This window comes from Saccharopolyspora sp. NPDC050389, assembly GCF_040655595.1.
Lineage (GTDB): Bacteria > Actinomycetota > Actinomycetes > Mycobacteriales > Pseudonocardiaceae > Saccharopolyspora.
The window spans coordinates 25,955-51,572 of sequence record NZ_JBFAKG010000067.1; the positions used below are offsets into that span (position 1 = coordinate 25,955).

Here is a 25,618-nt window from a genome sequence, read left to right on the forward strand (position 1 = left end):
ACCGCCACTTCGAATCAGTCCTTCGTGCCGATCTGCTCGCGCAGTTGGCGTTTGAGGACCTTGCCGGTCGGCGTCCGCGGCAGTGCTTCCGCACGCACCACCACGTGCGCCGGGACCTTGAACGCCGCCAGCCTCGCCGCCACGTGCGACCGGAGTTCCTCCGCGGGCACCGGCGAATGCAGGTTCACCACCGCCGCGACCTCCTCGCCGAGCGTCGGGTGCGGCAGGCCGATGACCGCGACGTCGGCCACCTCCGGGTGCTCGTAGAGGGCCGCTTCGACCTCGGCGCAGTACACGTTCTCGCCGCCCCGGATCACCACGTCCTTGAGCCGGTCCACCACGTACACCCAGTCGTCCTCGACGTACCCGAGGTCGCCGGTGTGGAACCAGCCGTCGGTGAAGGATTCCTCGGTGGCCTGCGGGTTGTTCCAGTAGCCGCGCACGATGTTCGGCCCGCGGAACCACAGCTCGCCGATCTCGCCGGGCGCGGCGTCCTCGCCGGTGGCCGGTTCGACGACACGCAGGTCGGCGCCCGGCATGCAGCGGCCGACGCTGTTGGAGCGCGCGAGGTAGTCCGCGCCCGCGTTGCTGACCACGGCCGAGGTCGTCTCGGTGAGGCCGTAGCCGTTGGAGGGCGCGACGCCGGTGCCGAGGGAGCCGATGCGCTGCACCAGGTCGGGCGGGATCGGCGCGCCGCCCATGTTCACGCCGTCCAGCCCGGCCACCGCGTCGCCCTGCTCGACCAGGTCGCGCATCACGGTCGGCACGCCGGCCGCGCTGGTCAGCCCCTCGGTCTTGATCAGCTGCGCGGCGGCCTCCCGGTCCCACCGGTACATGGTGGCCAGCTTCGCCCCGGCCAGCGTGCCGAAGTACAGCGTGGTGAGGCCGGCGATGTGGAACATCGGGAAGGTCAGCAGGACGCCGGGCTGCGGCCCGTCGCCCAGCGGCGGGAACTCGCCGCCGTTGGCCAGCGCCGCCTGGACGCGCCGGTTCACCACCGTGTTGAGCAGGTTCGTGCAGTGGTTGCGGTGCGTGCCGATCGCGCCCTTGGGACGGCCGGTGGTGCCGGAGGTGTAGAGGATCGTGGCGTCGTCGTCGGGCCCGATCGCCACATCCGGCAGATCCGCGTCCGCAGGCAACGATTCCAGCAGCTCCGCCCACGCCCGCACGCCCGGCGCCGGTTCGTCGCCGCGCACCTCGACGACCGGGATGTCGCGGTCCAGCAAGGCGGTTCGCTGCGCGTCGGCGAACACCAGCTTCGCGCCGCAGTCGGTCAGGCCGTAGCGCAGCTCCGCGTCGGTCCACCAGGCGTTGAGCGGCACCGCGACGAGCCCGGCCGCCTGGATCGCCCAGAAGATCGGCACCCATTCCGGGTAGTTGCGCATCGCGATCGCCACGCGGTCGCCGGAAATCAGGCCGTACTCCTCGCGCAGGCTGCGCGCCAGGCCCGCCACCAGCCGGTAGTGCTCCGCGTAGGTGCACCGGTAGCCGTCGTAGACGAGGAAGTCGCGCGCGCCGTAGCCCTGGCTGAACAGCACCACGTCGCGCAGCGTCGTCGGCCCCTTGGCGTACACCCGCATCGGGACGCCACCGACGTCCTGCGGCACGATCTCGAACTCACCGCCCGGACCGGTGAGCTCCTCGAACAACCGCCGTCGCTGGTCCTCCGGCACATCCCCTCCTTGAATGTCCACTGTGGTCTATCAAGCTTCGTGGTTGAGGCGCAGGCCTGGGCAATGCCATTCGGCGGCGTAGAGGATTCCCCAGCCGGACGAGGTGATGTAGGCGGTGCGCAGGTCCGGGCCGCCGAAGCAGATGTTGGTGACGTGGAAGTCGTGCTTCGGCGTCTTGATCACGTCCTTGAGCTCGCCGTCCGGAGACAGCACGCTGATCCCGCCGGTCACCAGAGTCGCCACGCAAACGTTGCCCTCGGAATCCACGGCCAGCGAGTCCAGCAGCTGGTAGCCCTCGAATCCGTGCAGCAGCTTGGCGCCGGCCGGGCCCTTGCCGCCCCGGCCCAGCTTCCCCGGGCCTTCGACGTCCCAGTACCAGACGCGGCCGGTCGACGTTTCCGCCACGTAGACCCGGGAACCGTCCGGCGACAGCCCGACCCCGTTGGCGTCGGCCAGCGGGTAGGCGATCTCCTCGATGCGGCTGCCGTCGGCGGTGGCGTAGTACAGCCCGCCGCGGTCGGTTTCGCGCGGCCGGCGCTTGCCGAGGTCGGTGAAGTAGAAGCCGCCTTCGGCGTCGAAGACGATGTCGTTGGGGCCGCGCAGGCCGTGGCCGTCGACGGCGGTGTAGAGGTCGGTGACCTCGCCGTCCATGGTGACCCGCTGGATGCGGCCGCCGATGTAGTCGTCGGGCTGCATGCCGGGAACGTCCCGGCCGCCGATGTCGTGCCACTCGAACCCGCCGTTGTTGCACACGTACACCGCGCCGTCCGGCCCGATCGCCGCCCCGTTGGGCCCGCCGCCGCAGTCGGCGACCACCGACACGGTGCCGTCCGGCGCGACCCGCGACAGCGTGCCGCGCTTGATCTCCACCAGCAGCACGGAACCGTCGGCGAGGGCCACCGGTCCTTCCGGGAACTGCAGGCCCGATGCGATCTTCGTCAGCTCGGTCATGAGATTCCTCTCGGGTGCCGCGGATTGGCCACCGCGAGCCGGTCCAGCACCGACCCCCACACGGCGGCGGCCGCTTCCGGTTGCCAGGGATCGAGTTCGCCGTCGCGGATCGCGGCGGCCAGCGCCGCCCGATCGGCGAGGCCCAGGCCCGCGAGCCGGCCCTGGTGCCGTTGTTCCTGCCGCTCTCCCAGCGCCAGCTCGCGCCCCACAATGGACAACGTGTTCGCGGCGACCCGGGACTGGAACCGCATCCGGCCGGTGCTGGCCGGCACGACCTCGTCGCGCAGGAAGTCCGCCACCGCCGCGACGAGCTCCGCCGCCGAAGGCCGCCCGTGCAGATCCGACACCGGCTCCCGGCGTTCCTGCCCGGGATCGACCGGGCGGGGCACGCCGAGCTCCGCCAGCAGGTCGTGCTCCTGCTCGCAGACGCGCCGGCCGATCGCGGCGAGCTCCATCGACGGCCGCTCGCCGCTGAGGTGCCGCTGCGCCTGCGAGCGGCAGATCACGCCCCACCGCGCGGTGCCGAAGATCTCCCACCAGCGCACCGCGTCCGGATCCGGCCGCTGCCCGGCGACCTCGGCGTAGCCGTCGAAAAGTTCCTCCCTGGTGCCGAAACCGCCGACCGGCAGCGGCGAACCGAACCGCCAGGCGTTGACGCACAACCAGCCCAGATCCTCCATCGGATCGCCGAGGTGCACCAGCTCCCAGTCCAGCACCGCGCGCAGCCCGTCCGGGCCGACGATCAGGTTGCCGTTGCGGAAGTCGCCGTGCACCAACGTCCTTCCGGTTCCCGCCGGCCGGTTCGCGCGCAGCCAGCGGAACGCGATCTCCACCGCGGGCAGCGGTTCGCCGAGCTCCTCGTAGGTCGCCACGAGCTGGTCGAGCGGGTCGGCGGCCGGCAGGTCCGGCGCGGGAATGCGGTGGATCCGGGCCGCGGCGCGGCCGAGTTCGCGGGCCAGTTTCCCGCGCGCCGCGGCGAATTCCGGCTCGCGCAGCAGGCGTCGGGGAATCGACTCGCCGTCGATGTGCTCGGTGAGCACGTACGGCGATCCGAGGATCGATGTGTCGGTGCTGTGGTCCACCAGCGGCGGCACCGGAACTCCCCCGGCCCGCGCCGCTTCCAGCACCACCGCTTCGCGTGCCATGCCCTCCGGGCGCGCCGCGCCGACCGGGTCGCGGCGCAGCACCAGCCGCCGGGCTCCGCCGTCGAGCTCGACGAACCACGTCTCGCGGCTCGCCCCGCCGCTGGCCTGCGCCAGCCCGGTCACCTCGACCGGACGGCCGAGCACCGCGGGCAGGCGGCGAGCCAGCTCATCCAGCGGCTCGGCCGCGCTCACCGGCGCTTCCCCGGCCCGGCGAAGCCGAACAGGTAACCGGCGACCTTCCGCTTCTGCACCTCTTCGGAGCCCTCGGTGATCCGGTAGCGGCGGTGGTGGCGGTAGATGTGCTCGAACGGGGTGTGCCGGGTGTAGCCGAGCCCGCCATGCACCTGCATCGCCTGGTCCGCCGCCTCGCACACCAGTCGGTTGGCGCGGAAGTTGCACATCGACACCCGGTCGCTGATCTCGAAGTGCGGCCTGCGGTCCAGTTCCCAGGCGGTCTTGCGCACCAGGCCGCGCAGCAGCTCGGCGTCGGTCTGCAGCTCCACCAGCGGCCACTGGATGGCCTGCCGGTTCGCCAGCGGCTGCCCGAAGGTGACCCGTTCGCGGGCGTATTCGACGCTGCGGTCGATGCAGTACTGCGCCGCGCCGACACCCGAGGCCGCCTGCCTGATCCGGTTCTCGTGCACGAAGTGCTGCGCCAGCGCGAGCCCGCCGCCGACCTCGCCGAACACCGCCGAATCCGGCACGCGCACGTCGCGCAGCGTCACTTCGGCGTGGTCGGTGGGCATGTTGAAGGTCCACCAGTGGAAGTCGACGGAGAAGCCCGGCGCGTCGGTGGGCACGATGAACGCGGTGATGCCGGTGGCCTGGCCGGGCTCGCCGGAGGTGCGGGCGAAGACGATGTCGTGGGTCGCGGAGTGCATCCCGGAGTTGAACCGCTTGGCGCCGTTGATGATCCAGTCGCCGCCGGCGCGGACCGCGGTCGTCTCCAGCCAGGTGGCGTCGCTGCCGTGGTCGGGCTCGGTGAGGCCGAACGCGAGCCGCTTGCGGCGCTCCAGCACGGGTTGGAGGAATCCTTCGCGCTGCTCCGAGGTTCCGAACGCCAGCAGCATGTGCACGACCGGGAAGTTGCCCACCACCGACGACTCGTTCTGCAGGTCGTTGTGCAGGCCCAGGCCCTTCGCGGCGAGGTGTTCGCGGATCACCGCCATGTCGAAGTTGGTGCCGTCGGAGCCGCCGACCTCCGCCGGCAGCCCGTAGCGCAGCCAGCCCGCGCGGTCGGCGCGGCGGAACATCTCGCCGAGCAGTTCCTCCCACTCCCGGCGCGGCGTGCCGCCCGCCTCGAAGTCGGTGCGGGCGAATTCCCGGCGGTGGTCGAAGAACCGCTCGTTGTCGTCCTGTTCCTGCAGCGGGCGGATTTCGGCGTCGATGAACGCGTCGAGCTCGGCGAGACGGCTGACCAGCTCGGCCGGGAGAGCGAAGTCCATGCGTCCTCCTTAACGCTCGTTCAGTGACCCTAGACACGTCGTCGCAGGTAGCACAAGGGGACGAACGAGGGCGTTCTTGACGTCTCGTTCGACCGCGCCATAACGTGCGGAAATCCCTGGTGCGCAAGGCGAGTGCCCGCACCGGTTCCAGCGCTCTCAGGAGGGTTCGTGACCACAACGGCCGAGCAACGGGTCAGCTGCACCATCACCGACGGCGTGGCGGACGTGCGGCTGACCCGACCGGACAAGCTCAACGCGCTCGACCAGGCCATGTTCGACGCCCTGGTCGCGACCGGGCTGCGGCTGCGCGAGGACAACGGCGTGCGGGCCGTGGTGCTCTCCGGCGAGGGCCGGGCCTTCTGCGCCGGGCTGGACTTCGGCAACTTCCAGCAGATGGCCGACGGCAGCGGCCTGGTTCCCGACCGCAAGGCCGTCACCACCGAGCCGATCGGCCCGGCTAAGGCGCGCGGCCAGCAGGCGGCGCACGTGTGGGCGACGCTGCCGGTGCCGGTGATCGCGGCGGTGCACGGCGTGGCCTTCGGCGGCGGCCTGCAGGTGACGCTGGGCACGGACATCCGGCTCGTGGCGCCGGACGCGAAGCTGTCGGTGATGGAGATCAAGTGGGGCATAGTGCCGGACATGACCGGCACCCAGCTGCTCCCGGAACTGGTCGGCCGGGACGTGGCGAAGGAACTGACCTACACCGGCCGGGTGATCAGCGGCGAAGAAGCGGCCGCGCTCGGCCTGTGCACCCGCGTCGAAGCCGATCCGGTCTCGGCGGCCCTCACCCTGGCGGCCGAAATCGCGACCAAGAGCCCCGAGGCGATCCGCTACTCCAAGCAGCTCCTCGACATGGCGGGCCGCGCGACCCTCGCCGAAGGCTTCGAAGCGGAGCAAACGGCGATCAAGGCCCTGATCGGCAGCCCCAACCAGGTCGAGGCGGTCAAGTCCAACCTCGAGAAGCGCTCTCCCGACTTCACCGACCCCGCCTGAACACCGCAGTCGTGAGTGGCAACGGCCGTTCCAGCGGCCATTGCCACTCACGACGAGACGGGTTCAGATGCCGTTGGGCCGTTGCGGCCAGGGCGGGATGAACTCCGGGTAGTCCTGGCTGACCTTGAGCGGGAACTCGGCCGGGCGCTTGGCCAGGAACGACGCGACGCCTTCGGCCGCGTCGGCGGCCGCGCCGAGGTGGTTGATGCCCTTGGAGTCCAGGCGGTGCGCCTCCCACGGCGAATCCGCGCTGAGCATGCCCCACAGGAGCTGGCGGGCCACCGCGACCGAAACACCCGAGGTGTTGTCGGCGATCTCGCGGGCGATCGCCCGGGCCGTCGGGAGCAGTTCGTCGTCGGGAACCACGCGTGAAACCAGGCGGCCCGCCAGCGCCTCGTCGGCGCCGAAGACGCGGCCGGTCGCCACCCACTCCATCGCCTGCGAGATGCCGACGACGCGCGGCAGGAACCACGTCGAGGCCGCCTCCGGGAGGATGCCGCGGCGGGCGAAGACCAGGCCGAACTTCGCCGACTCGGCGGCCAGCCGGATGTCCATCGGCAGCGTCATGGTCACGCCCACTCCGACCGCCGGGCCGTTGAACGCCGCGATCACCGGCTTGCGCGACGCCGCAATGCGCAGCGCCACGGTGCCGCCGCCGTCGCGTGGCACACCGCCGATTTCCCCGGCCGCCCAACGGGCCTTCGCGCGCTCCTCGTCGGCGTCGGCGTTGAAGGTGTCCGAACCGGAGCTGAGATCCGCGCCGGCGCAGAAGCCGCGGCCCGCACCTGTGACGATCACCGCGCGCACCGAGTCGTCGGCGTCGGTGGTGTCGAAGGCGTCGATCAGCTCCTCGCGCATGACGTGCGTGAAAGCGTTGAGCTTGTCGGGCCGGTTCAGGGTGATGGTCGCGATGCCGTCGGCGGCCTCGTAGGCGATCTGCTCGTAGCTCATCGCACCATCCATTCGCCGGTGAACGACGGTTCCGCCTTGTTCACGAACGCTTCCCGCGCGGCCGGGCCGTCCGCGGTGGCGAAGTTGATGGTCTGGGCGCGGGCCTCGTTCTCCAGCGCCTCCCGGTAGCTCTGGTGCGAGCCGGCGTGCAGCATCTCCTTGCTCTGCGCCATCGCGATCGGCGGGCCCTGCGCCAGCCGGCCGGCGAGGTCGGCGACGAACTCGTCGAGCTCGTGGTCCTCCTTGATCCAGGTGACCAGCCCGAGCCCCAGGGCCTCCTTCGCGCCGATGATCTCGCCGAGCAGCGCGAGCCGCTTCGCCTGCTGCATGCCGACGATCCGCGGCAGCAGCCAGGATCCGCCGAAGTCCAGCGACAGCCCGCGCTTGGCGAAGATCTGCGAGAACCGCGCATCCGGGGCGGAGACCACCAGATCGCAGCCCAGCGCCAGGTTCCAGCCCGCACCGACGGCGACGCCGCGCACCTTCGCCACCACCGGCTTGGGCAGCTCGTACAGCGCCAGCGCGATGTCGTTGATGCCGTGCATCCGGTGCAGCGGGTGCTGCGAGCCGCGGTCGCCACTCAGGTCCGCGCCGGCGCAGAAGTCGCCGTCCGCGCCGGTGAGCACCAACGCCCGCACGCTGTCGTCGGTCGCCGCCTTCTTCAGCGCATCGTGCAGCGCCGCCCAAGTCGGCCCGTCGATGGCGTTCTTCCGGCGCGGCCGGTTGATCGTCACCGTCAGCACGGGGCCGTCCTGGGCCAGCAGAACCGTGTCACCGTCCATTGTGCTCACATATCCCCATCGTTTCGGGTGCGGCGGCGCGACCCGCCAGCCGTGTATCGTTCGTTAAGTTAGCATCCGGCGGCATCACCTCCCAAGCATCGATTCGCGCTTGAAAACCACCCGGCGCAATGGAAAAGTCGAGCCTCATGCGCCCCGGCGCGCGCCGGGATCCGACCCCTGCGCGGAAGGGAAACGATGGCCATCAACGAAGATGACGACTTCCTGCGCGCGGCGATCGACGAGGCCGAGATCCCGGCACTGCTGCCCGCGCTCGCCCAGCTGACCGGTGACCTGTCGCTGCTGCGCGACGACCTGCGCCCCGATCCGACCGACCGCTTCAGCCCGCAGGGCGCGCTCGGCGACGAGCAGCTGGCCACCGCCCGCGAGCTCGCGCTGCGCACGCTGGCCGACTGGCGCGACCGGGGCTGCCCGGCCGCGCCGGAGCTCGCCGCCGACCAGATCCGCCGGCTCATCGAGTTCACCACCGGCGGCGCCCTGGACCGCTACCTGCCGCTGCTGGTGGAGGAACTCGCCAACGACGGAGACCCGGGCCGGCCCGACTGGACGAAGGCCGAACTCGCCGCCGAGGCGCCGCTGCACGTGGTGATCATCGGCGCCGGGATGTCCGGGCTGGCCGCCGCGCACCGGCTGCAGCAGGCCGGGGTGTCGTTCGAGATCTTCGAGAAGAACGGCGATGTCGGCGGCACCTGGCTGGAGAACACCTACCCGGGCTGCCGGGTCGACGTCACCAACCACCTCTACAGCTTCTCCTTCACCGACAACCACGACTGGCCGGGGCACTTCTCCACGCGGCAGGCGCTGCTGGACTACTTCCGGGACTTCGCCGACGAGCAGGACCTCAAGCGGCACATCCGGTTCAACACCGAGGTCGTGGCGGCGGAGTACGTCGAAGCCGAGCACTGCTGGGAGCTGGAACTCCGCGACGCTGGCGGCTCGCGGCGGCTGCGGGCGCAGGCGGTGATCAGCGCCGTCGGCCAGCTCAACCGGCCCAGCTACCCGAAGATCAGCGGCGTGGCCGACTTCGCCGGGCCGAGCTTCCACTCCGCCCGCTGGGACCACGACGTCGACCTGACCGGCAAGCGCGTCGCGGTGATCGGCACCGGGGCCAGCGCCGTGCAGTTCGTGCCGATCATCGCCGAGCAGGCCGCCGAGGTGCGCCTCTTCCAGCGCACCCCGCCGTGGCTGGTGCCCACCCCGGACTACCACGATCCGGTGTCGCCGGGCCTGCGGTGGCTGCTGCGCAACGTGCCACATCACTCCCAGTGGTACCGGTTCTGGCTGTTCTGCCGCTCCGCGGAGGGCGTCCTCCCGGCCGTCGAGGTCGACCCGGACTGGACCGGCGATCCGCGCTCGGTGTCCGCGCGCAACGAGGAACTCCGGCAACTCCTGGTCGCATACCTCGAAATGGCCCTGCCCGACGATCCCGAACTGGTCCGCAAGATCACCCCGCAGTACCCGCCGGCGGCGAAGCGGATGCTGCGCGACAACGGCACCTGGCCCGCGACGCTGCAGCGGGAGAACGTGCACCTGGTGACCGAGCCGATCCAGGAGGTGACCGCGACGGGCGTGCGCACCGCCGACGGGCAACAGCACGACGCCGACGTGCTGATCCTGGCCACCGGCTTCCAGGCGTCGAACTTCCTGACGCCGATGCGGGTCACCGGCCGCGACGGCGTCGACCTGCACCGCCGGTGGGACGGCGACGCGCGCGCCTACCTGGGGATCACGGTGCCGGGATTCCCGAACTTCTTCGTGATCTACGGGCCGAACACCAACATCGTGGTCAACGGCAGCATCATCTTCTTCTCCGAGTGCGCGGTGAACTACATCGTCGGCTGCCTGCGGCTGCTGCTGGAGCGCGGCTCGGCCGCGCTCGAATGCCGCGAGGAGGTGCACGACGAGTTCAACGCCGACGTCGACCGCGCCAACCTGCTGATGAGCTGGGGAAAGTCCACAGTGCACAGCTGGTACAAGAACGAGCACGGCCGGGTGGCGCAGAACTGGCCGTTCTCGCTGATGGAGTACTGGAAGCGCACGAAGCGGCCCGATCCGGCCGACTTCCTGCTGCGCGGCGGAGAAAGCGAGTGAGCATGTCCGAAGTGGAGTACCGGCAGGCGCGGTTCTCGGCACCGGCCGGATCCACCGATGTCCTGCTGATCCGGCACGGCGAATCCGAGCCGGCGCGACCGGACCGGCCGTTCCGGCTGGTCGACGGCCAGGGCGACCCGGAGCTGGCACCGGCGGGCCGGGAACACGCCGAGCGGGTCGCGCAACGCCTGGCCGGCGAAGACCTCGACGCGATCTACGTGACCACGCTGCAGCGAACCGCGCAGACCGCGGCGCCGCTGGCCGCCCGCCTCGACCTGACGCCGAGGATCGAGCCCGGCCTGCGCGAGGTGCACCTGGGCGCCTGGGAAGGCGGGCTGTTCCGGCAGAAGGTCGCGCAGAACGACCCGGTGATCCAGAAGATGCACGCCGAGCAGCGCTGGGACGTCATCCCGGGCGCGGAATCCACCGAGGCGCTGACCACCCGGGTGCGCGAGGCGATCGAACGCCTCGCGGCCGCGCACCCGGACCAGCGCGTCGCGGTGTTCACCCACGGCGGCGTCATCGGCCAGGTGATCGCCATGGCCAGCGGCTCCCGGCCGTTGGCGTTCCTGGGCGCGAACAACGGCTCGATCTCGCAGATCGTGGTCACCGAAGACCGCTGGATAGTCCGCCGCTTCAACGACTCGGCCCACCTCGACGACGGCCTCGGCCGAGCGGCCTCCGCCCTGAGCTGACCGCCGCGGCAGTCGCCGGAGCCGCACCTCCACGCACGTGGGCGGGCAAGTTGGGCGATCCCGGGTTACAAACGGGGGTGCAGTAGGCCAGTACCACGACCGCGCCCCGTTGCGGGCCGGTCCCGGTGTGGGGCGGAAGTGCTTGCTCAGGTGGCTGTGTACTCGTTCAGGTTGTACGTGGCGGGACAGACGGAGCGGTCCCAGGCCGCGCTGACGAACCTGCGCTCGCTGTGCGAATCCATGATCCCGGGACGCTACGAACTCGAGGTCATCGACGCCGCCGAACGCCCCGACGCGGCGTCGGAGGAACGAATCCTGGCCACGCCCACGGTGGTCAGGCTCGCGCCGCTGCCACAACGGCGGGTCATCGGGGATCTGTCCGATCACGGCCGCACCGCCGCGGCCCTCGGCCTCCCGGTCCCGGGCGCGTCGCCCTCGGAGAGGCGGTGACCATGGCCGGTCGCAACGAGATCGAGCGGATACCCACCGGTATCAGCGGCTTCGACCAGGTCGCGCTGGGTGGTCTTCCCGCTGGACGGTCCACGCTCGTGACCGGCACGACCGGCAGCGGGAAGACGCTGTTCGCCGTCGAGTTCCTCGCCCGCGGCATCCGCGGTTTCGACGAGGCCGGGGTGTTCGTCACCTTCGAGGAGACACCGACCGACATTCGCCGCAACGCCGCTTCGCTGGGGTTTCCCGTCCAGCAGTGGGAGGCCGACGGGAAGTGGGCCTTCGTCGACGCGGCGGCCGACGTCGGCGAGACCTCGACCATCGGGAACTACGACTTCAGCGCGCTGGTGGCCCGCATCGAGCACGTGGCCCGCCGGATCGGCGCCAGGCGCGTCTCGCTCGACTCCCTCGGCGCGATCTTCAACCGCTTCAACGACATCGGCAACGTGCGCAGCGAGTTGTTCCGGATCGCCTCCGCCCTCGAAGCCCTCGGAGTCACGTCGGTGCTCACCGCGGAGCGGGCCGCCGAGCACAACGGCGTGTCCTGGTACGGCATCGAGGAATTCGTGCTCAACAACGTGATCGTCTTGCGCAACGTCCTCCAGCAGGAGAGGCGACGCCGGACCATCGAGATCGTCAAGTTCCGGGGTGCCTCGCACCGCACCGGGGAATGGCTGTTCGCCATCGACCCGCAGGACGGGATCGTCGTCATGCCCCTCGCCTTCCTCGCGTCGCGCGAGCGCGCGTCGCAGGACCGCGTCTCCACCGGCATCGCCGAGCTGGACGAGATGTGCGGTGGTGGTCTCTACCGGGACGCGATCGCCCTGCTCAGCGGGTCCACCGGTGCGGGCAAGACGTTGACCTGCCTGTGCTTCGCGGCCGCCGCGCTCACCGCGGGAGAGCGCTGCCTGTTCTACACCTTCGACGAGACCCGCGAGCAACTCGGCCGCAACGCCGTGGGCTGGGGACTCGATCTCGACGCCATGGAAGCGACCGGGAGGCTCCGGATCGTGTCGGAGTACCCGGAGGTGGCTTCGCTGGAAGACCACTTCATCCGGCTCAGGCGCAGCGTGGTGGAATTCGCCCCGGACCGGATGGTCATCGACACGCTGTCCGCGCTGGAACGCGTGGCCACACCACGGGCGCTGCTGGACTTCCTCATCTCGCTGGGTGCGGTGCTGCGGCCCCGCGAGATCACCGCGCTGCTCACTTCGGCGACCGGTGTCCACCTCACGTCGTCGCTCGCCTCCGCCGGGGCGGTGGAGATCGCCAGTCTCGCCGATGTCACGATCCTGCTCCACGACTTCGAACACGCCGGCGAGATCCAGCGGGCCATCGCCGTCGTGCAGGCCCGGGGAACCGCGCACGACCACAGCATCCGCCAGGTCACGATCGACGGCACCGGCATGCACATCGGCGAACGCCTGCGCGGTTTCTCCCACATCCTCGCCGCGAATCCCCTCGTCGAGGGTCCGCAGTGGACGACAGCGCCCGAGCGATCACAGGGACCGACGACCGATGGATGATCCTCGCTCCGACGAGCGTTCGGCGGCGAACACCGGGCCCGGGCGAGCCACCGGCTCCAGGTTCCGCGACGGCGCGAACCAGGTCATGGTGGAGGCGTCGGCGGACGGAATCGTCGCCGTCGACGAACAGGGGATCATCCGCCTCGCCAATCCGGCCGCCGAGGCGCTCTTCGCCCGACCCACCGGTGATCTCGTGGGCAGCGCGTTCGGTTCCCCGACGGTCGTCCACCAAACCAGCGAGATCGACCTGATCCGACCCGACGGTTCCGCCCGCGTGGTCGAGATGCGGGTCACCGGCACGACCTTGCACGGAGAGCACATCTACGTCGCCGCGCTCCGCGACGTCACCCGGCGAAAACAAGCCGAACAGAACCTGGAAGTCGCGCTGGAACACCAGACCACCGTGGTCGCCGTGGCCGCCCACGAGCTCCGCACGCCCGTCGCCGCGATCAAACTGCTCGTGCACCAACTGCGCGACCGGCGCGCCGCGCTCAGCGAGGAACAGGCCGTCGAGATCATCGACCAGATCGCCGCTCGCGTCGACCTCCTCCAGGCCCTCATGAACAAGCTCCTCGTCGCCTCCAGGATCGACGCCGAGGGCACCCGGGCGCCCTCGCAACCCGTGCGCGTGCTCGAAGCACTGCTGGAAAGACTTGCCGAACTCGCCGAGAAAGCCCAGGAGGTGAGCCTGTCGTGCGCCCCCGAGCTGGAGGTCTTCGTCGACCGGCAGGAGCTTTCCGAAATGCTCACCAACTACCTGGAGAACGCCTTCGCCTACGGAAGCCCACCGATCGAGGTGCGGGCCACCGAGCAGTCCGGGTGGGCCGAGATCCGGGTGTGCGACCACGGGCCGGGTGTTCCGGGCGCGTTCGTGCCCCGCTTGTTCGAACGCTTCAGCCGCGAGGCGCGCGCCCAGCGGGAGAGCGAAGGCACCGGGCTCGGCCTGTGGATCGTCCGAAGCCTCACCCGGGCGATCGGCGGCGACGCCTGGTACGAGCCCAACGACGCCGGAGGCGCCTGCTTCTGCCTCCGCCTGCCAGGAGGGACGTCCTCCTCCGGCGCGGTCGAGCGAGCGCCGTGCGACGGCCCCCGCACAAATTGAGGGCCCCCGCACCTGCGGAGGCCCTCAACTGAACGCTGCCCGAGTCAAACGAGCGTCTTTCGTACTTCTGAACTCCACTTTACCCCTCACCATGGGGCTCAGGACTACGAATGTCCTTTACGTTGGACCATGCGTTCCCTCGGGGCTGTCGTGCCATCGCCCCTGCGGTTTCCCGATCCTTCCAATCGCTTGACCGCACGTTCAGTACACACCCGAACAGGGTAAACGTCAATGAACCGGGACCGATGGCGGAGCGCCGCCACCGACCTGTCGTGAGTGCCCATGGTCGTCACAGCGGCCACCGGCACTCACGACACCACCACGGATATGCCGTGCGAGGCCGAAAGGGGCTGAATGGAAATCGGCGGACCGATTTCCATTCAAATCGGCCCGACTACTTCAGGCCCAGGGAGCGGACCGCCGCGGTGGGGTCGCCCTGGGTCATCAGGGCGATCGCCGGGGTCGTGACTCCGTTGGCCATGTACTGCTGGACGCGCTCCCGGCAGTACGCCGCCGGGCCGTGGACGACCAGGTCGTCGACCACGCTGTCCGGGATCGCCGTCAGCGCCGCCTTCCGGTCTCCCGACTCCCACGCCTGCCACATCGGCTTGAGCTCCTCGCGCCCCAGCCACTCGTGGAACGCCCGGTAGACCGGCACGTTCATGTACGCCGCGATCTGCCGCCGGGCCACGCCGCGCGCCGTGTCGGCGTCGGTGTCCGGCATGACGAAGATCCGCGCCACGATCTCCTTGTCCGCCCCGCCCTCGTGCACGTGCGGGACCACGGTGCGCACGTCCTCGGCGGACAGCCAGTTGATGATCGCCCCGTCGGCCTCCCGGCCCGCCAGCCGCAGCATGCCCGGCCGCAGCGCGGCGACCAGCAACGGCGGCGGCGGATCGGCGACGACACCCGCGGTGAAGCCCTGCACCTGGAAGGTGTCGTAGTTCTCGGTGACCTTCTCGCCGCGCAGCGCCTTGCGCAGGAACCGCACCGTGTCGCGCACCCGCTTGTAGGGCTCGTCGAACGGAATGCCGTTCCAGCGCTGCACGATCACGTTCGACGACGTGCCGATGCCCAGCGCGAACCGGCCCGGCGCGGCCGCCGCCAGCGTCGCCGCGCTCATCGCCAGCGTCGCCGGGCCGCGGGTGTAGACCGGGACGATCGCGGTGCCCAGCCGCAGCTGCGGCGCCCACACGCTGGCCAGCGCCAACGGGGTGAACGCGTCGGTGGCGTTCGCCTCCGCCGACCACACATCGGTGTAGCCCAGGTCCGGCAGTTCGGCGATCAGCTCCCGCTGGTCGGCCAGCGGCAGCCCCTGCAACGGGACCGTGATGCCCCAACGTCGTTCCACGACAATCCCTTTCGTCGTTGCGTCACGGACGCGCGTAGCGCGCCTTGAGCTTTCCCTTGACCAGCTTCCCGGTCGGTGTTCGCGGCAGCTCGTCGAGGAAGTCCACGCTGCGCGGCGCCTTGTAGTGCGCCACCCGCTCCCGCGCGTAGGCGAGGATCTCCCGCTCCAGCTCCGGCCCGGGCTCCGCGCCCGGCGCCGGCTGCACCACCGCCTTGACCGACTCGCCCATCTCCTCGTCGGGCACCCCGAACACCGCGACGTCGAGGATGGCCGGGTGCAGCGCCAGCACGTTCTCCACCTCCTGCGGGTAGATGTTCACCCCACCGGAGATGATCATGAACGCCTTGCGGTCGGTGAGGAACAGGTAGCCGTCCTCGTCGAGGTAGCCGAGATCGCCCATGGTGGCCCAGTTCTCGTGCTCGGCGTGCTTCACCGACCGGGTCTTCTCCCGGTCTCCCAGGTATTCGAAGGTGATCTCGTCCCGCTGGAAGTAGATGCCGCCGACCTCGCCGGGCGGCAGCAGCCGGCCGTCGTCGTCGCAGATCCGGACCTCGCCGAGCACCGCGACGCCCACCGAGCCGGGTTTTTCCAGCCACCGCGAAGAATCGATCATCGTCATGCCGATGCCCTCGGTGGAGGCGTAGTACTCGATCAGGATCGGGCCCCACCAGTCGATCATCTGCCGCTTGACGTCGACCGGGCACGGCGCGGCGGCGTGCACCGCAACCCGGTGGCTGGAGAGGTCGTAGCGCCGCCGGACCTCCGGATCGAGCTTGAGCATCCGGACGAACATGGTCGGCACCCACTGGCTGTGCGTGACGCCGTAGCGCTCGATGGCCCGCAGCGCGCCTTCGGCGTCGAAACGCTCCATCATCACGACCGTTCCGCCGAGCGCGTGCACCGAAGCGCAGTACCGCAGCGGCGCCGCGTGGTACACCGGCGCAGGCGAGAGGTAGACGGCGTCCTCGTCGAATCCGTACACGTTGCGCAGGAGCTCGACGAGCGTGTCGCCGGGCTCGTCCACCTGCCGGTCCGGCAGGTTCGGCTTGATTCCCTTGGGGCGCCCGGTGGTTCCGGAGGAGTACAGCAGATCCGCGCCGCGCGGCTGCACCGCGGGCACTTCGTCGGACGCGGCGGCCAGGGCCTTCTCGTAGTCCTCGTAGCCGCGCACCGAGCCGCCGTAGGCCATCCGCACGCGCACGCCGGGAACCTGGCCCGCGACGTCGTCCGCGAGCTCGCCCAACGCGGCCGACACCACCAGCGCGCTGGCGCCGGAATCGTTGACCACGTATGCGATTTCGTCGGCTTGCAGGTGGTTGTTGACCGCGCACACGTACATCCCGGAACGCACCGCCGCCCAGTAGACCTCGTAGGCGTGGACCGAGTTGTCGGTGAGCAGCGCGACCACGTCGCCCTTGGTCAGCCCGGCGGCGCGCAGCAGGTTCGCCAGCCGCAGGGATCGGTCGTCGAGCTCGCGATAGGTCAACCGCTCCCCCGATCCGGCCATGATCAGGGCCGGCTTGTCGGGGTTCGCGGCGGCATGCATTCCTGGGTACATGCGGCTCCTGCTTCCTACTCGTTTCATACTTGTTCGAGTAGGACACTTCGCTCTCCGCCGCACCACCAGTGCACGGCTGGAGTCCAGGCTGGGCAGTCTCAGCCGATCGGCCATCGTTCCGCAACCTGCGGCGATGACTACGTTCCATTCCCTTCCCAGAGAACCCCGCACGAACGGTGACGCACCAGCACAAGCCGATACGTGTGATCCCTGGGTCCTGAACGGGCCGTTACCGGGAACATCCCGACCCTGGCAGCCTACTCGATCTCTCCAGTTTTGATCGAACCGGGCAAGAAAACCGACTTCTCCTTGAATCTAACCAATTCGCGACGGTCACACGATGCGCTCCAGCTCCCCGAACAGACGCTTGTTCTGCTCGGCGTTGGGCACCACGAAGGTGCCTTCGGCTTCCACCAGCACGGTGTCGGGATCGTCGGCGGTGCTGATCGTGGCGACCGAATGCGTCCACCGCCCGTCGAGCTGGACCACGCGGCCGACGATGCGCAGCGGCGCCTTCAGCGGCACCGGCCGCCGGTAGCGCAGCGCCAGCTTCACGGTCATGCCGGGCTTGCCGTTCGCGGCGTGCGCGTGCCCGAGGATCTGGTCCAGCAGCATCGCGCTGATGCCACCGTGCACGTAGCTGGGCGGGCCCTCGTAGGCCAGGCCGAGTTCGCAGGTGCCGATCGCGATGCCGTCGACGATCTCCACCCGCATCGGCGGCGCGATCGGATTGCCCGGCCCGGCCGCCGGGCTGTACATCCGCCGGGGCCGCCTTCCATCGTCCACAGTGGCTAGTTGGCCGCGGTCCCGGCGCGCTGCGGCCAGAGCGGGCACCAGAGCGCGGATCTGCTCCGCGGCCTCGACCAGCGTCTCGGTGTCGACCTCCGTCGACACCGCGGCGTCGGTCAGCTCGCGCAGGGCGGCACCGAGCTCGCGCACCGCTCGACGGCGCTCGCGCAGGTCGGATTCGGCGTCGTGCGACAAGGCGCTCACTCACCTCGCCAAACCGGCGCGCGCTTCTCGGCGAATGCAAGCGCGCCTTCCTGGGCATCCGCGGATTTGAACACCGGCGCGGTGATCTCGGCCTGGTTGGCGAAGGCCTCCGCGTCGGTCCAGCGGACCGCCCCGGCCACGATCTGCTTGGTGGCGCGGACGGCCAGTGGCCCGTTGGCGGCCACCCGGGCGGCCAGCGCCTTCGCCCCGGCCAGCGCGCCGCCGGGCTCGGTGAGCTCGTTGACCAGGCCGTGCGCGTGGGCGACCTCGGCGGTCAGCGGGTCGCCGGTCAGCGCGACCTGCATGGCCAGCTGGTACGGCAGCGTCTTCGGCAGCCGCAGCAGGCCGCCCGCGGCCGCGACCAGGCCGCGCTTGACCTCGGGCAGGCCGAACTTCGCCTCGCGGGAGGCGACGATCAGGTCGCAGGCCAGCGCCAGCTCGCAGCCGCCGGCCAGGGCCCAGCCCTCGACGGCGGCGATCAGCGGCTTCGACGGCGGGCGTTCGGTGACCCCGCCGAAGCCGCGGCCGGGGATCGACGGCCGCTCGCCGCGGGTGAAGGCCTTGAGGTCCATGCCCGCGCAGAAGGTGCCGCCGGCGCCGGTGAGGATGCCGATCACCGCGTCCGACCGCTCTTCGAGCTCGTCGATCGCGGCGGCCAGCCCCTCGGCCACGGTGCGGTTCACCGCGTTGCGAGCTTCGGGCCGGTCGATCGTGATCACGGCGACGCCATCGGCGATCTCGGTCAGGACGCTGTCACCCACGCTGTCTCCTCCGGTTGCAGGCAATGAGCGGCTTCCAGTTTTACCCGCCCGCCACCGGCAGTCCAGACCGACCGTCCGGTCTGACGCAGATCCAGCGCCGCACAGACCCATAGCCACGACCAATAGCACCCCGTCCGCACGTCTTTTTCACCACGCACGCAACCCGCACCGCCGCGGGTTCTCAGGAGTCTTTCTCGGAGGACAGCCCCAGCGCCGCGCATTGGTCATACACAAGTCGGGGATCCCGGACCGAGAAGGCTTCTGAGGTTCCGCCACCCGCGCCGCGACGCAGAACGACCCGAGAACCGCCTATCCTGCGGTGATGGATCTGCGGTTGGTCGAGTACTTCGTGGCGGTCATCGACCACGGCAGCGTCACCAAGGCTGCGCAGGCCCTCTACATCGCGCAGCCGTCGTTGTCGCAGGCGATCCGGAGCCTGGAGCGACAGCTCGGGGTTCAGCTGTTCCACCGCACCGGCCGCCAGCTGGTGCTCAGCCCCGACGGAGAGGCGTTCGTCGAACCGGCCCGCCGCATCCTCCGGGACGTCGACCGGGCGCGCAGCGCCGTGCACGACGTGCGCGCGATGGGCAGCGGGCAGCTGGACATCGCGGCCCTGGCGACGCTGGCCGCGCACCCGCTGCCGGAGCTGGCCGGCGAGTTCCAGCGGCGCTATCCCGGAGTCCTGCTCAACGTCATCGACCCCGGCGGATCCGCCCGCGTCGTCGACGAGGTGCGGCGCGGCAACGCCGAGCTCGGCCTCACCAAGCTGCCGCCGCAGAACTCGTCGCTGCGGTCCCGCGAGCTGTGCACCCAGGAGGTCGTGCTGGTGCTGCCGCCGGAGCTCGCCGACCGGCTGCCCGACCCGGTGCCGCTGGAGGCGGTCGCCGGCATCCCGCTGGTCCTGGAGTTCACCGACAGCACCACCCGCACCATCGTCGACGACGTCCTGGATCCGGCGGTGCAGGCGGTGGCGGTGGAATGCGCGAACCGGCAAGCGGTGTGGGACCTGGTGACGCACGGCGCCGGTGCCACGTTCCTCCCGCGCCACCTCGCCGAAACGGAACTCGAAGGCGTGGTGCTGCGCTCCACCGCGCCGGAGACCTGGCGCAGCGTCGGATTCGTGCACCGCCCGGGACCGCTGTCCCCGGCGGCCGAGGCGTTCCTGGAAATCGCGGGGATCGACGTTTCCGCTGGTCAGCAACCGTGAGTGTTTTGTGTCGCTATAGCAGCACAAAACGCGCACGGGTCATGGCCTGCCGAAACGCCGATCCGATGCCGTGCGATCAGCGCGGGGTTCGGGCCATCCGGAGGAGCGCCCGCCCGGCCGGCGACAGCACCGCCGGGTCGTAGAGCACCCCGTACGGGAGGCTGATCGGTGGGTCGATCGCGCGCACCAGCGCGCCGCGCGCCGCGGCCTGCTCCGCCAGCGGCCGCGCCAGGATCGTGCCGCCGACACCCGCCAGCACGAACGGCAGCATGGACTCGCGGTGCTGCACGATCGCCGATGGCCGGGTGCGCTTCCGCGCCGCGCTGAGGGCCTTCTCGATGGCAGTGCGGCCAGTGCTCTTGGGCACGATCACCAGCGGCAGGTCCGGCAGTTCGGTCAGCGGCAGCGGATCGCGCTCCGGCACCGCGGTGCCGGGCGGGAACACCAGCCAGTACTCGTGCTCGCCGAGCTCCTCCACCTGCAGATCCGAGGAGTGGACCGGGAGGTTGGTGAACACGATCTCGCAGTGGCCCTCGCGGATCAGCGCCACCACGCCTTCCTCGTCGCGGAGGTCGGCCAACCGCAGCGAGACGTTCGGATAGCGCTTCCGGAACCGGCCGACCAGCTGCGCGACCGGGTGCACCGCCAGCGGGGCGGCCACGTGGATGTCGAGCCGGCCGCGCGGCAGCCCAGCGGCGTCGACCATGGTCGCCTCGGCGGCCACGACGTCACGCAGGATCTGCCGCGCCGGCCCGACGAACGCCTGCCCCGCCGAGGTCAGCACCATGCCGCGACCGATGCGGTGGAACAGGTCCACCCCGAGTTCGCGCTCCAGCCCGCGGATCGCCTGCGAGACGGTGGGTTGCGCCAGTTGCAGGGCGCTCGCCGCGGCATTGATGCCCTTGTGATCGACGACCGCCAGGAAGTACTCCACCTGGTGCAGTTCCACCCGGGCAGCTTAATTGTTAATGCGACGTGAACACCGAGGTGTGTCCCGGACCACTACAGCTCGACACCGACCCTGTTTCGCCTGCTCAGTCGGCCGCGAACACGCTCGGGTCGGCGGGCACCTCGAAGATGATCTCCAGGCCGTCCTCGTCGTCCCACTGCTCGCCGACCTCGGCGAAGCCGAATCCGGCGATCGTCGCCAGCGAAGCCGCGTTGTCCGGGCCGATCGTCGCCCGCACCGTCTCGACCGCCGGATCGGCGGCCGCCCGGCGCAGCAGCTCGACCAGCATGGCTCGCGCGTATCCCCGGCGCCGGAACTCCGGCGCCACCGAATAGCCGATCTCCACCATGCCCGCCGCATCCGGCGGCCCGTGGAACCCGCAGTGCCCGACGACCGAGCCGTCCGCCCCGACCACCGCGAATCGCACCATCCAGCGCGCCTGGGCCGGATCCGCCGCCATCTGGTCGAGCCGCATCCGCCAGAGCCACCGCGCCCGGTCCGTCACGAAGTACTCGGACAGCGCGACGCCGGCTGCGGGCAGGTCCCCGGCCAGCAACGCCGACATCGACCTGCCCGCGAGCTCGACGAAACGCACGCGCTGCTGGCCGGTGGGAAGCGGCTTGCGCCGATCGGTTCGATCCGTCACCGCCGGATGATCCCGAAGCGAGCCGTCCGGCGTCCAGCGAATTGATCGGCGCCCGGCTTCACAGCCCCAGCGACTTGGCGATGATCGTCTTCATCACCTCGGTGGTGCCGCCGAAGATGCGGGTCACCCGCGCGTCCGCGTACATCCGGGCGATCGGGTACTCCAGCATGTAGCCGTAGCCGCCGTGCAGCTGCAGGCAGCGGTCGATCACCCTGGACTGCAGTTCCGTGCAGTACACCTTGACCTTCGCCGCGTCCGCCGCGCTGAGCTCGCCGACGTCGTGCTCGTCCAGCGCGCGCTCCAGCATCGCCCGCCCGGCCTCGATCTCCACCTCGCACCCGGCTAGCTCGAACTTGCTGTTCTGGAAGCTGGCCACCGGCTTGCCGAAGACCTTGCGCTCCCGCACGTACGCCAGGGTGGTGCGCAGCGCCGCCTCTGCCGCGGCCTGCCCGGCCACCGCGATGCCCAGCCGCTCCTGCGGCAGGTTCGCGCTCAGGTACTCGAACGCCCGGCCTTCCTCGCCGAGCAGGTTCGCCGCCGGCACCCGCACGTCGTCGAAGAACAGCTCCGCGGTGTCCTGTGCCTTCAGCCCGAGCTTGTCGAGGTTGCGGCCGCGGCTGAACCCGGCCATGTCCCGCTCGACGACCAGCAGCGACAGCCCGTCCCGGCGGTTCTCGCCGTGCCCGGTGCGGGCCACCACGATCACCAGGTCGGCGTTGTGCCCGCCGGTGATGAACGTCTTGGCGCCGTTGAGCATGTAGTACTCGCCCTCGCGGGTGGCGGTGGTCGCCATGCCCGCCAGGTCCGATCCGGTGCCCGGCTCGGTCATCGCGATGGCGCTCATCAGCTCGCCATTCGCCAGCCCGGGCAGCCAGCGCTTCTTCTGCTCCTCGTCGCAGATGGAGATGAAGTACGGCACGACCACGTTGGCGTGCACCGAGAACCCGCCCAGCGAAACCCCGGCGCGGGCGGTCTCCTCGGTGATGACCGCGTTGAACTTGAAGCTGCTCGTGCCCCCGCCGCCGTATTCCTCCGGCACCTGCAGGCCGAGCATGCCGATCTCGCCGGCCTTGTTGAACAGGTCCCTGGGCACCAGCCCGGCCTTCTCCCAGTCGGCGAAGTACGGCACGACCTCCTTGGCCAGGAATTCCCGGACGACCTCGCGGAACGCCTCGTGTTCCGCGTTGTAAGCGGTGCTGCGCATCCGCCCTCCTCCAGAATCTTCTTGTGTCCGAAGGAAATTCGGACACGGCTCATGTTGGGTCGTGAGTGGTGGTTCCGGTTCTTACCGGAACGACCACTCACGAGCGGCAGCGAACGCTCGTGAGTGAAGGTTCCGGTTCTTACCGGCATGAGCACTCACGAGCGGCAGCCTCGTCGGATCTCGTCGTCAGAGCAGTTCCAGGATGGTGGCGTTGGCCATGCCGCCGCCTTCGCACATGGTCTGCAGGCCGTAGCGGATTCCGTTGTCCCGCATGTGGTGGACGAGGCGGGTCATCAGGACCGCGCCGGAGCCGCCCAGCGGGTGGCCGACGGCGATCGCGCCGCCCAGCGGGTTGAGCCGGGCCGCGTCCGCGCCGGTCTCGGCGAGCCACGCCAGCGGCACCGGGGCGAACGCCTCGTTGACCTCGAAGGCGCCGATGTCGTCGATGCCCAGCCCGGCCTTGCGCAGGGCCTTGTGGGTCGCCGGCCACGGGGCGGACAGCATCATCACCGGGTCGTCGCCGGCCAGCACCGCGGTGTGCACCCGCGCGATCGGCTTCAGTCCGCGCTCCTTGGCGATCTCGCTGGTGGTGATCAGCAGCGCGCCGGTGCCGTCGGAGATCTGCGAGGAGTTCCCGGCGTGGATGACGCCGTCCTCGCGGAACACGGTCTTCAGCTTGCCCAGCGTCTCCACGGTTCCGCCGCGGCGGATGCCCTCGTCGGACTCCAGCACGCCCGGCAGCTTCGCCAGCTGGCCGTCCAGCGCGCCGGCGTCGACGGCCGCTGCCGCCTTGGCGTGCGAGGACAGCGAGAACTCGTCGAGCTGTTGCCGGGAGAAGCCCCACTTCTCGGCGACCATCTCGGCGCCGATGCCCTGGTTGAAGCCCTTGACGCCGTAGCGGTCGAGCACCGACTGCGCCATCGGCTTCTCCACGCCCTGCCGCGCGAAGCCCATCGGCACCCGGCTCATCGACTCGACGCCGCCGGCGACGGCGATGTCGTAGTACCCGGCGATGACGCCCGCGGCCGCGGCGTGCACCGCCTGCTGGCTCGATCCGCACTGCCGGTCGACCGACGTCGCGGGCACCGACTCGGGCCATCCCGCGGCCAGCACCGCGGTGCGCGCGATGTTGCCGGCCTGCTCGCCGGCCTGGCTGACGCAACCCCACACCACGTCGTCCACGTCGCCGGGCTCGATCCCGGCGCGCTCCACCAGCGCGCGCAGCACGTGCGCGGACAGGTCGGCCGGGTGGATCCCGGCGAGCGCGCCATTGCGCTTGCCCACCGGCGTGCGAACGGCCTCGACGATGACAGCGTCCCTCATGCGTTTCTCCTGTCTGGCAAGCGGGCGCACCCGGCCGGTTCCCTGGTTCCGAATGAACCACCAGAGCCGGGCGGACGCAAAGATCGGGCGTGGAACGTTCGGATAGGCCGCGCCTATGCACCCCAGTACGGGGCACGGAGCTCGCGGCGCAGCAGCTTGCCGGTGTCGGTACGGGGCAGCTGCGGGCTGAGGTCGATGCGGCGCGGCACCTTGAACCCGGCCAGCCGCTCGCGGCAGTGCGCCGCAAGCCGCTCGGCCAGGCCGTCGGCCGCCTCCGGCGCCGGCTGCACGATGGCCAGCACCGACTGGCCCCATTCCTCGTCGGGGATCCCGATCACGGCCACGTCGGCCACCTCGGGATGCGCGAGCAGCGCCGCCTCGACCTCGGCCGGATAGATGTTGACGCCGCCGGAGAGGATCAGGTCGGTGCGCCGGTCGCACAGGAACAGCCAGCCGTCGGCGTCGACGTAGCCGACGTCGCCGACGGTGATGAGGTCGCCGTGGCGGGCGGTGGCGGTCTTCTCCGGGTCCTTGAAGTACTCGATGCCGGAGATCCCGCTGCGGAAGTACACGGTGCCGATCTCCCCGGCGGGCAGCGGCTCGTCCTGCTCGTCCAGGACGTGGATCTCGGCGCCGGGCAACGGGAAACCGACGGTACCCGGCTTGCTCAGCCATTCCGCCGACCGCACCGCCGTGGCGGATCCCTCGGTGGCGCCGTAGAACTCGGTCAGCACCGGGCCCAGCCATTCGATGCAGCGGGTCTTGACGTCGACCGGGCACGGCGCCCCGGCGTGGACGACGCTGCGCAGGCTCGACGTTTCGTAGCGGTCGCGCACCTCCGCGGGCAGCCGCAGCAGCCGGTGCAGCACCGTCGGCACCGTGAACGTCGCCGTCACCCGGTGCTCGTCGATGAGTTGCAGGACCTGTTCCGGCTTCGCCCGTTCGCTGAGCACCACGGTGTGCCCGAAGTTCAGCCCGGTGAACGCGAAAGTGCCGGGCGCGGCGTGGTAGAGCGGCGAGAGCACGAGGTGCACGCCCGCGCCGGGCTCGATGTCGAGCCGTCCCATGAAATCGAGGTGGTACTGCGAGACGGACGGCGGACGGCCGGTCAGCGGACGCCGCACGCCCTTCGGGCGCCCGGTGGTGCCGGAGGTGTAGAGCATGACCTCGCCGGCGGTCCGCTCGTCTGGAGCGGTCCGCGGCCGCCCGTCGAACAGCTCCTCGTAGTCCCGCCAGCCCGGCGAACCGCCGACGGCGAACCGCAGCTCCGCCGGCACTCCGGCGGCGTCCATCGCCGGGCCGCACAGCTCGGCCAGCGAGGCGTCCACCACGACCAGCTTGGCCTCGCTGTTCTCCGCGATGTAGCCGATCTCCGCCGCCGCCAGGTGGTGGTTGATCGGCGTGAAGTACAGCCCGGACTGCCAGGTCGCCAGCCGCAGCTCGAAATACTGCAGTCCATTGTGGACCAGTGCGCCGACGCAGTCGCCGGGCCGCAGTCCCATCGCGCGCAGCGCGTGCGAGAGCTGGTTCGCGCGCTCGGCGAGCTCCGCGAAGCTCACCTCGCGCCCGGTCACGTCGATCACGGCTGAACGGCCCGGATCGGTCCGCGCGATGTTGAACACTCCCAGCTCGCCGACCGCGAGGGACATGCCTACCTCCTTGAAATTTGGCGGATTATCGCCCGTTTTCGCTGATCACGGGGCCGTGAGTGTTTTGGGTCGCGATAGCACCCCAAGACGCCATCGGCGTGGTCGGCCACAGCGAGGGCGCCGTCCACGCCATGTCCCTCGGCTCGGATCCGCTG

At 70.5% G+C, this 25,618-nt stretch carries 22 protein-coding genes; 7 read left to right on the top strand and 15 right to left on the bottom strand.

The features are described from left to right. Window positions 1-14 precede the first annotated feature (14 nt). The 4 genes from AB0I53_RS33995 to AB0I53_RS34010 are packed head-to-tail and all read right to left on the bottom strand — an operon-like array spanning window position 15 to window position 5,214. Window positions 15-1,673 carry a class I adenylate-forming enzyme family protein gene (locus tag AB0I53_RS33995; RefSeq protein WP_358612405.1) on the bottom strand — a complete coding sequence of 553 codons (1,659 nt, stop codon included), beginning with the start codon at window positions 1,671-1,673 and terminating at the stop codon, window positions 15-17. Window positions 1,674-1,703: 30 nt separating this feature from the next. Beyond that, a complete protein-coding gene (locus AB0I53_RS34000) occupies window positions 1,704-2,624 on the bottom strand; it encodes an SMP-30/gluconolactonase/LRE family protein (RefSeq protein ID WP_358612408.1) in 921 nt (306 codons plus the stop codon). Further along, a complete protein-coding gene (locus AB0I53_RS34005) occupies window positions 2,621-3,961 on the bottom strand; it encodes a phosphotransferase family protein (RefSeq protein WP_358612410.1) in 1,341 nt (446 codons plus the stop codon). The genes AB0I53_RS34000 and AB0I53_RS34005 overlap by 4 nt, the downstream gene beginning before the upstream one ends. Then, complete coding sequence (locus AB0I53_RS34010; RefSeq protein ID WP_358612413.1) at window positions 3,958-5,214, bottom strand: acyl-CoA dehydrogenase family protein; 1,257 nt, start codon at window positions 5,212-5,214, stop codon at window positions 3,958-3,960. The genes AB0I53_RS34005 and AB0I53_RS34010 overlap by 4 nt, the downstream gene beginning before the upstream one ends. A gap of 168 nt (window positions 5,215-5,382) precedes the next feature. Here AB0I53_RS34010 and AB0I53_RS34015 point away from each other — a divergent pair, with 168 nt between their 5' ends. Continuing rightward, the gene (locus tag AB0I53_RS34015) at window positions 5,383-6,207 is read left to right on the top strand and encodes a crotonase/enoyl-CoA hydratase family protein (RefSeq protein WP_358612416.1); all 825 of its coding nucleotides are present in this window, start codon (window positions 5,383-5,385) and stop codon (window positions 6,205-6,207) included. Between the two features lie 63 nt (window positions 6,208-6,270). On the opposite strand, the gene AB0I53_RS34020 is transcribed toward AB0I53_RS34015, so the two are convergent. Then, window positions 6,271-7,158 carry a crotonase/enoyl-CoA hydratase family protein gene (locus AB0I53_RS34020; protein WP_358612419.1) on the bottom strand — a complete coding sequence of 296 codons (888 nt, stop codon included), beginning with the start codon at window positions 7,156-7,158 and terminating at the stop codon, window positions 6,271-6,273. After that, window positions 7,155-7,940 (bottom strand): enoyl-CoA hydratase-related protein, encoded by a 786-nt coding sequence (locus AB0I53_RS34025; protein WP_358612463.1) that lies wholly within the window; start codon window positions 7,938-7,940, stop codon window positions 7,155-7,157. The genes AB0I53_RS34020 and AB0I53_RS34025 overlap by 4 nt, the downstream gene beginning before the upstream one ends. Before the next feature lie 195 nt (window positions 7,941-8,135). Between AB0I53_RS34025 and AB0I53_RS34030 the strand changes: the two genes are divergently transcribed. From AB0I53_RS34030 to AB0I53_RS34050, 5 genes are all read left to right on the top strand, one after another. Continuing rightward, window positions 8,136-10,049, top strand: a complete 1,914-nt coding sequence (locus tag AB0I53_RS34030) for an NAD(P)-binding domain-containing protein (protein ID WP_358612422.1) — start codon at window positions 8,136-8,138, stop codon at window positions 10,047-10,049. Window positions 10,050-10,051: 2 nt separating this feature from the next. After that, the gene (locus AB0I53_RS34035; protein ID WP_358612425.1) at window positions 10,052-10,744 is read left to right on the top strand and encodes a histidine phosphatase family protein; all 693 of its coding nucleotides are present in this window, start codon (window positions 10,052-10,054) and stop codon (window positions 10,742-10,744) included. Between the two features lie 177 nt (window positions 10,745-10,921). Further along, complete coding sequence (locus AB0I53_RS34040; protein ID WP_358612428.1) at window positions 10,922-11,194, top strand: circadian clock KaiB family protein; 273 nt, start codon at window positions 10,922-10,924, stop codon at window positions 11,192-11,194. Window positions 11,195-11,196: 2 nt separating this feature from the next. Further along, complete coding sequence (gene kaiC / locus AB0I53_RS34045; RefSeq protein ID WP_358612431.1) at window positions 11,197-12,720, top strand: circadian clock protein KaiC; 1,524 nt, start codon at window positions 11,197-11,199, stop codon at window positions 12,718-12,720. Further along, the gene (locus AB0I53_RS34050; protein ID WP_358612433.1) at window positions 12,713-13,822 is read left to right on the top strand and encodes a PAS domain-containing sensor histidine kinase; all 1,110 of its coding nucleotides are present in this window, start codon (window positions 12,713-12,715) and stop codon (window positions 13,820-13,822) included. Before kaiC ends, AB0I53_RS34050 begins: the two co-directional genes overlap by 8 nt. Before the next feature lie 394 nt (window positions 13,823-14,216). Here AB0I53_RS34050 and AB0I53_RS34055 read toward each other — a convergent pair whose 3' ends face one another. From AB0I53_RS34055 to AB0I53_RS34070, 4 genes are all read right to left on the bottom strand, one after another. Then, on the bottom strand, window positions 14,217-15,173 hold the full coding sequence (locus tag AB0I53_RS34055; protein ID WP_358612435.1) for an LLM class F420-dependent oxidoreductase: 957 nt from the start codon (window positions 15,171-15,173) through the stop codon (window positions 14,217-14,219). Window positions 15,174-15,195: 22 nt separating this feature from the next. Next, window positions 15,196-16,731 carry an acyl-CoA synthetase gene (locus tag AB0I53_RS34060; protein ID WP_358612437.1) on the bottom strand — a complete coding sequence of 512 codons (1,536 nt, stop codon included), beginning with the start codon at window positions 16,729-16,731 and terminating at the stop codon, window positions 15,196-15,198. A gap of 333 nt (window positions 16,732-17,064) precedes the next feature. After that, window positions 17,065-17,724: a PaaI family thioesterase gene (locus AB0I53_RS34065; RefSeq protein WP_358612438.1), complete on the bottom strand. Its 660-nt coding sequence runs from the start codon at window positions 17,722-17,724 to the stop codon at window positions 17,065-17,067. After that, window positions 17,721-18,485, bottom strand: a complete 765-nt coding sequence (locus tag AB0I53_RS34070) for a crotonase/enoyl-CoA hydratase family protein (RefSeq protein WP_358612440.1) — start codon at window positions 18,483-18,485, stop codon at window positions 17,721-17,723. Before AB0I53_RS34070 ends, AB0I53_RS34065 begins: the two co-directional genes overlap by 4 nt. 322 nt (window positions 18,486-18,807) lie before the next feature. Here AB0I53_RS34070 and AB0I53_RS34075 point away from each other — a divergent pair, with 322 nt between their 5' ends. Then, window positions 18,808-19,692, top strand: a complete 885-nt coding sequence (locus tag AB0I53_RS34075) for a LysR family transcriptional regulator (protein ID WP_358612442.1) — start codon at window positions 18,808-18,810, stop codon at window positions 19,690-19,692. Window positions 19,693-19,768: 76 nt separating this feature from the next. On the opposite strand, the gene AB0I53_RS34080 is transcribed toward AB0I53_RS34075, so the two are convergent. The 5 genes from AB0I53_RS34080 to AB0I53_RS34100 form a co-directional block, all read right to left on the bottom strand. Then, entirely contained in the window at window positions 19,769-20,641 is an 873-nt protein-coding gene (locus AB0I53_RS34080) for a LysR family transcriptional regulator (RefSeq protein WP_358612443.1), read from the bottom strand. Between the two features lie 85 nt (window positions 20,642-20,726). Beyond that, a complete protein-coding gene (locus AB0I53_RS34085; protein ID WP_358612445.1) occupies window positions 20,727-21,287 on the bottom strand; it encodes a GNAT family N-acetyltransferase in 561 nt (186 codons plus the stop codon). A gap of 58 nt (window positions 21,288-21,345) precedes the next feature. Continuing rightward, the gene (locus tag AB0I53_RS34090) at window positions 21,346-22,491 is read right to left on the bottom strand and encodes an acyl-CoA dehydrogenase family protein (protein WP_358612447.1); all 1,146 of its coding nucleotides are present in this window, start codon (window positions 22,489-22,491) and stop codon (window positions 21,346-21,348) included. Window positions 22,492-22,677: 186 nt separating this feature from the next. Then, a complete protein-coding gene (locus AB0I53_RS34095) occupies window positions 22,678-23,814 on the bottom strand; it encodes an acetyl-CoA C-acyltransferase (protein ID WP_358612449.1) in 1,137 nt (378 codons plus the stop codon). Between the two features lie 113 nt (window positions 23,815-23,927). Next, window positions 23,928-25,463, bottom strand: a complete 1,536-nt coding sequence (locus tag AB0I53_RS34100) for an AMP-binding protein (RefSeq protein ID WP_358612451.1) — start codon at window positions 25,461-25,463, stop codon at window positions 23,928-23,930. Window positions 25,464-25,618: the final 155 nt, after the last annotated feature.

Coding starts and splice junctions, on each gene's coding strand:
- AB0I53_RS34000 (WP_358612408.1), bottom strand. CDS start 2,624: ATGACCGAGCTGACGAAGATCGCATCGGGCCTGCAGTTCCCGGAAGGA.
- AB0I53_RS34010 (WP_358612413.1), bottom strand. CDS start 5,214: ATGGACTTCGCTCTCCCGGCCGAGCTGGTCAGCCGTCTCGCCGAGCTC.
- AB0I53_RS34020 (WP_358612419.1), bottom strand. CDS start 7,158: ATGAGCTACGAGCAGATCGCCTACGAGGCCGCCGACGGCATCGCGACC.
- AB0I53_RS34025 (WP_358612463.1), bottom strand. CDS start 7,940: ATGGACGGTGACACGGTTCTGCTGGCCCAGGACGGCCCCGTGCTGACG.
- AB0I53_RS34030 (WP_358612422.1), top strand. CDS start 8,136: ATGGCCATCAACGAAGATGACGACTTCCTGCGCGCGGCGATCGACGAG.
- AB0I53_RS34035 (WP_358612425.1), top strand. CDS start 10,052: ATGTCCGAAGTGGAGTACCGGCAGGCGCGGTTCTCGGCACCGGCCGGA.
- kaiC (WP_358612431.1), top strand. CDS start 11,197: ATGGCCGGTCGCAACGAGATCGAGCGGATACCCACCGGTATCAGCGGC.
- AB0I53_RS34050 (WP_358612433.1), top strand. CDS start 12,713: ATGGATGATCCTCGCTCCGACGAGCGTTCGGCGGCGAACACCGGGCCC.
- AB0I53_RS34060 (WP_358612437.1), bottom strand. CDS start 16,731: ATGTACCCAGGAATGCATGCCGCCGCGAACCCCGACAAGCCGGCCCTG.
- AB0I53_RS34075 (WP_358612442.1), top strand. CDS start 18,808: ATGGATCTGCGGTTGGTCGAGTACTTCGTGGCGGTCATCGACCACGGC.
- AB0I53_RS34090 (WP_358612447.1), bottom strand. CDS start 22,491: ATGCGCAGCACCGCTTACAACGCGGAACACGAGGCGTTCCGCGAGGTC.
- AB0I53_RS34095 (WP_358612449.1), bottom strand. CDS start 23,814: ATGAGGGACGCTGTCATCGTCGAGGCCGTTCGCACGCCGGTGGGCAAG.
- AB0I53_RS34100 (WP_358612451.1), bottom strand. CDS start 25,463: ATGTCCCTCGCGGTCGGCGAGCTGGGAGTGTTCAACATCGCGCGGACC.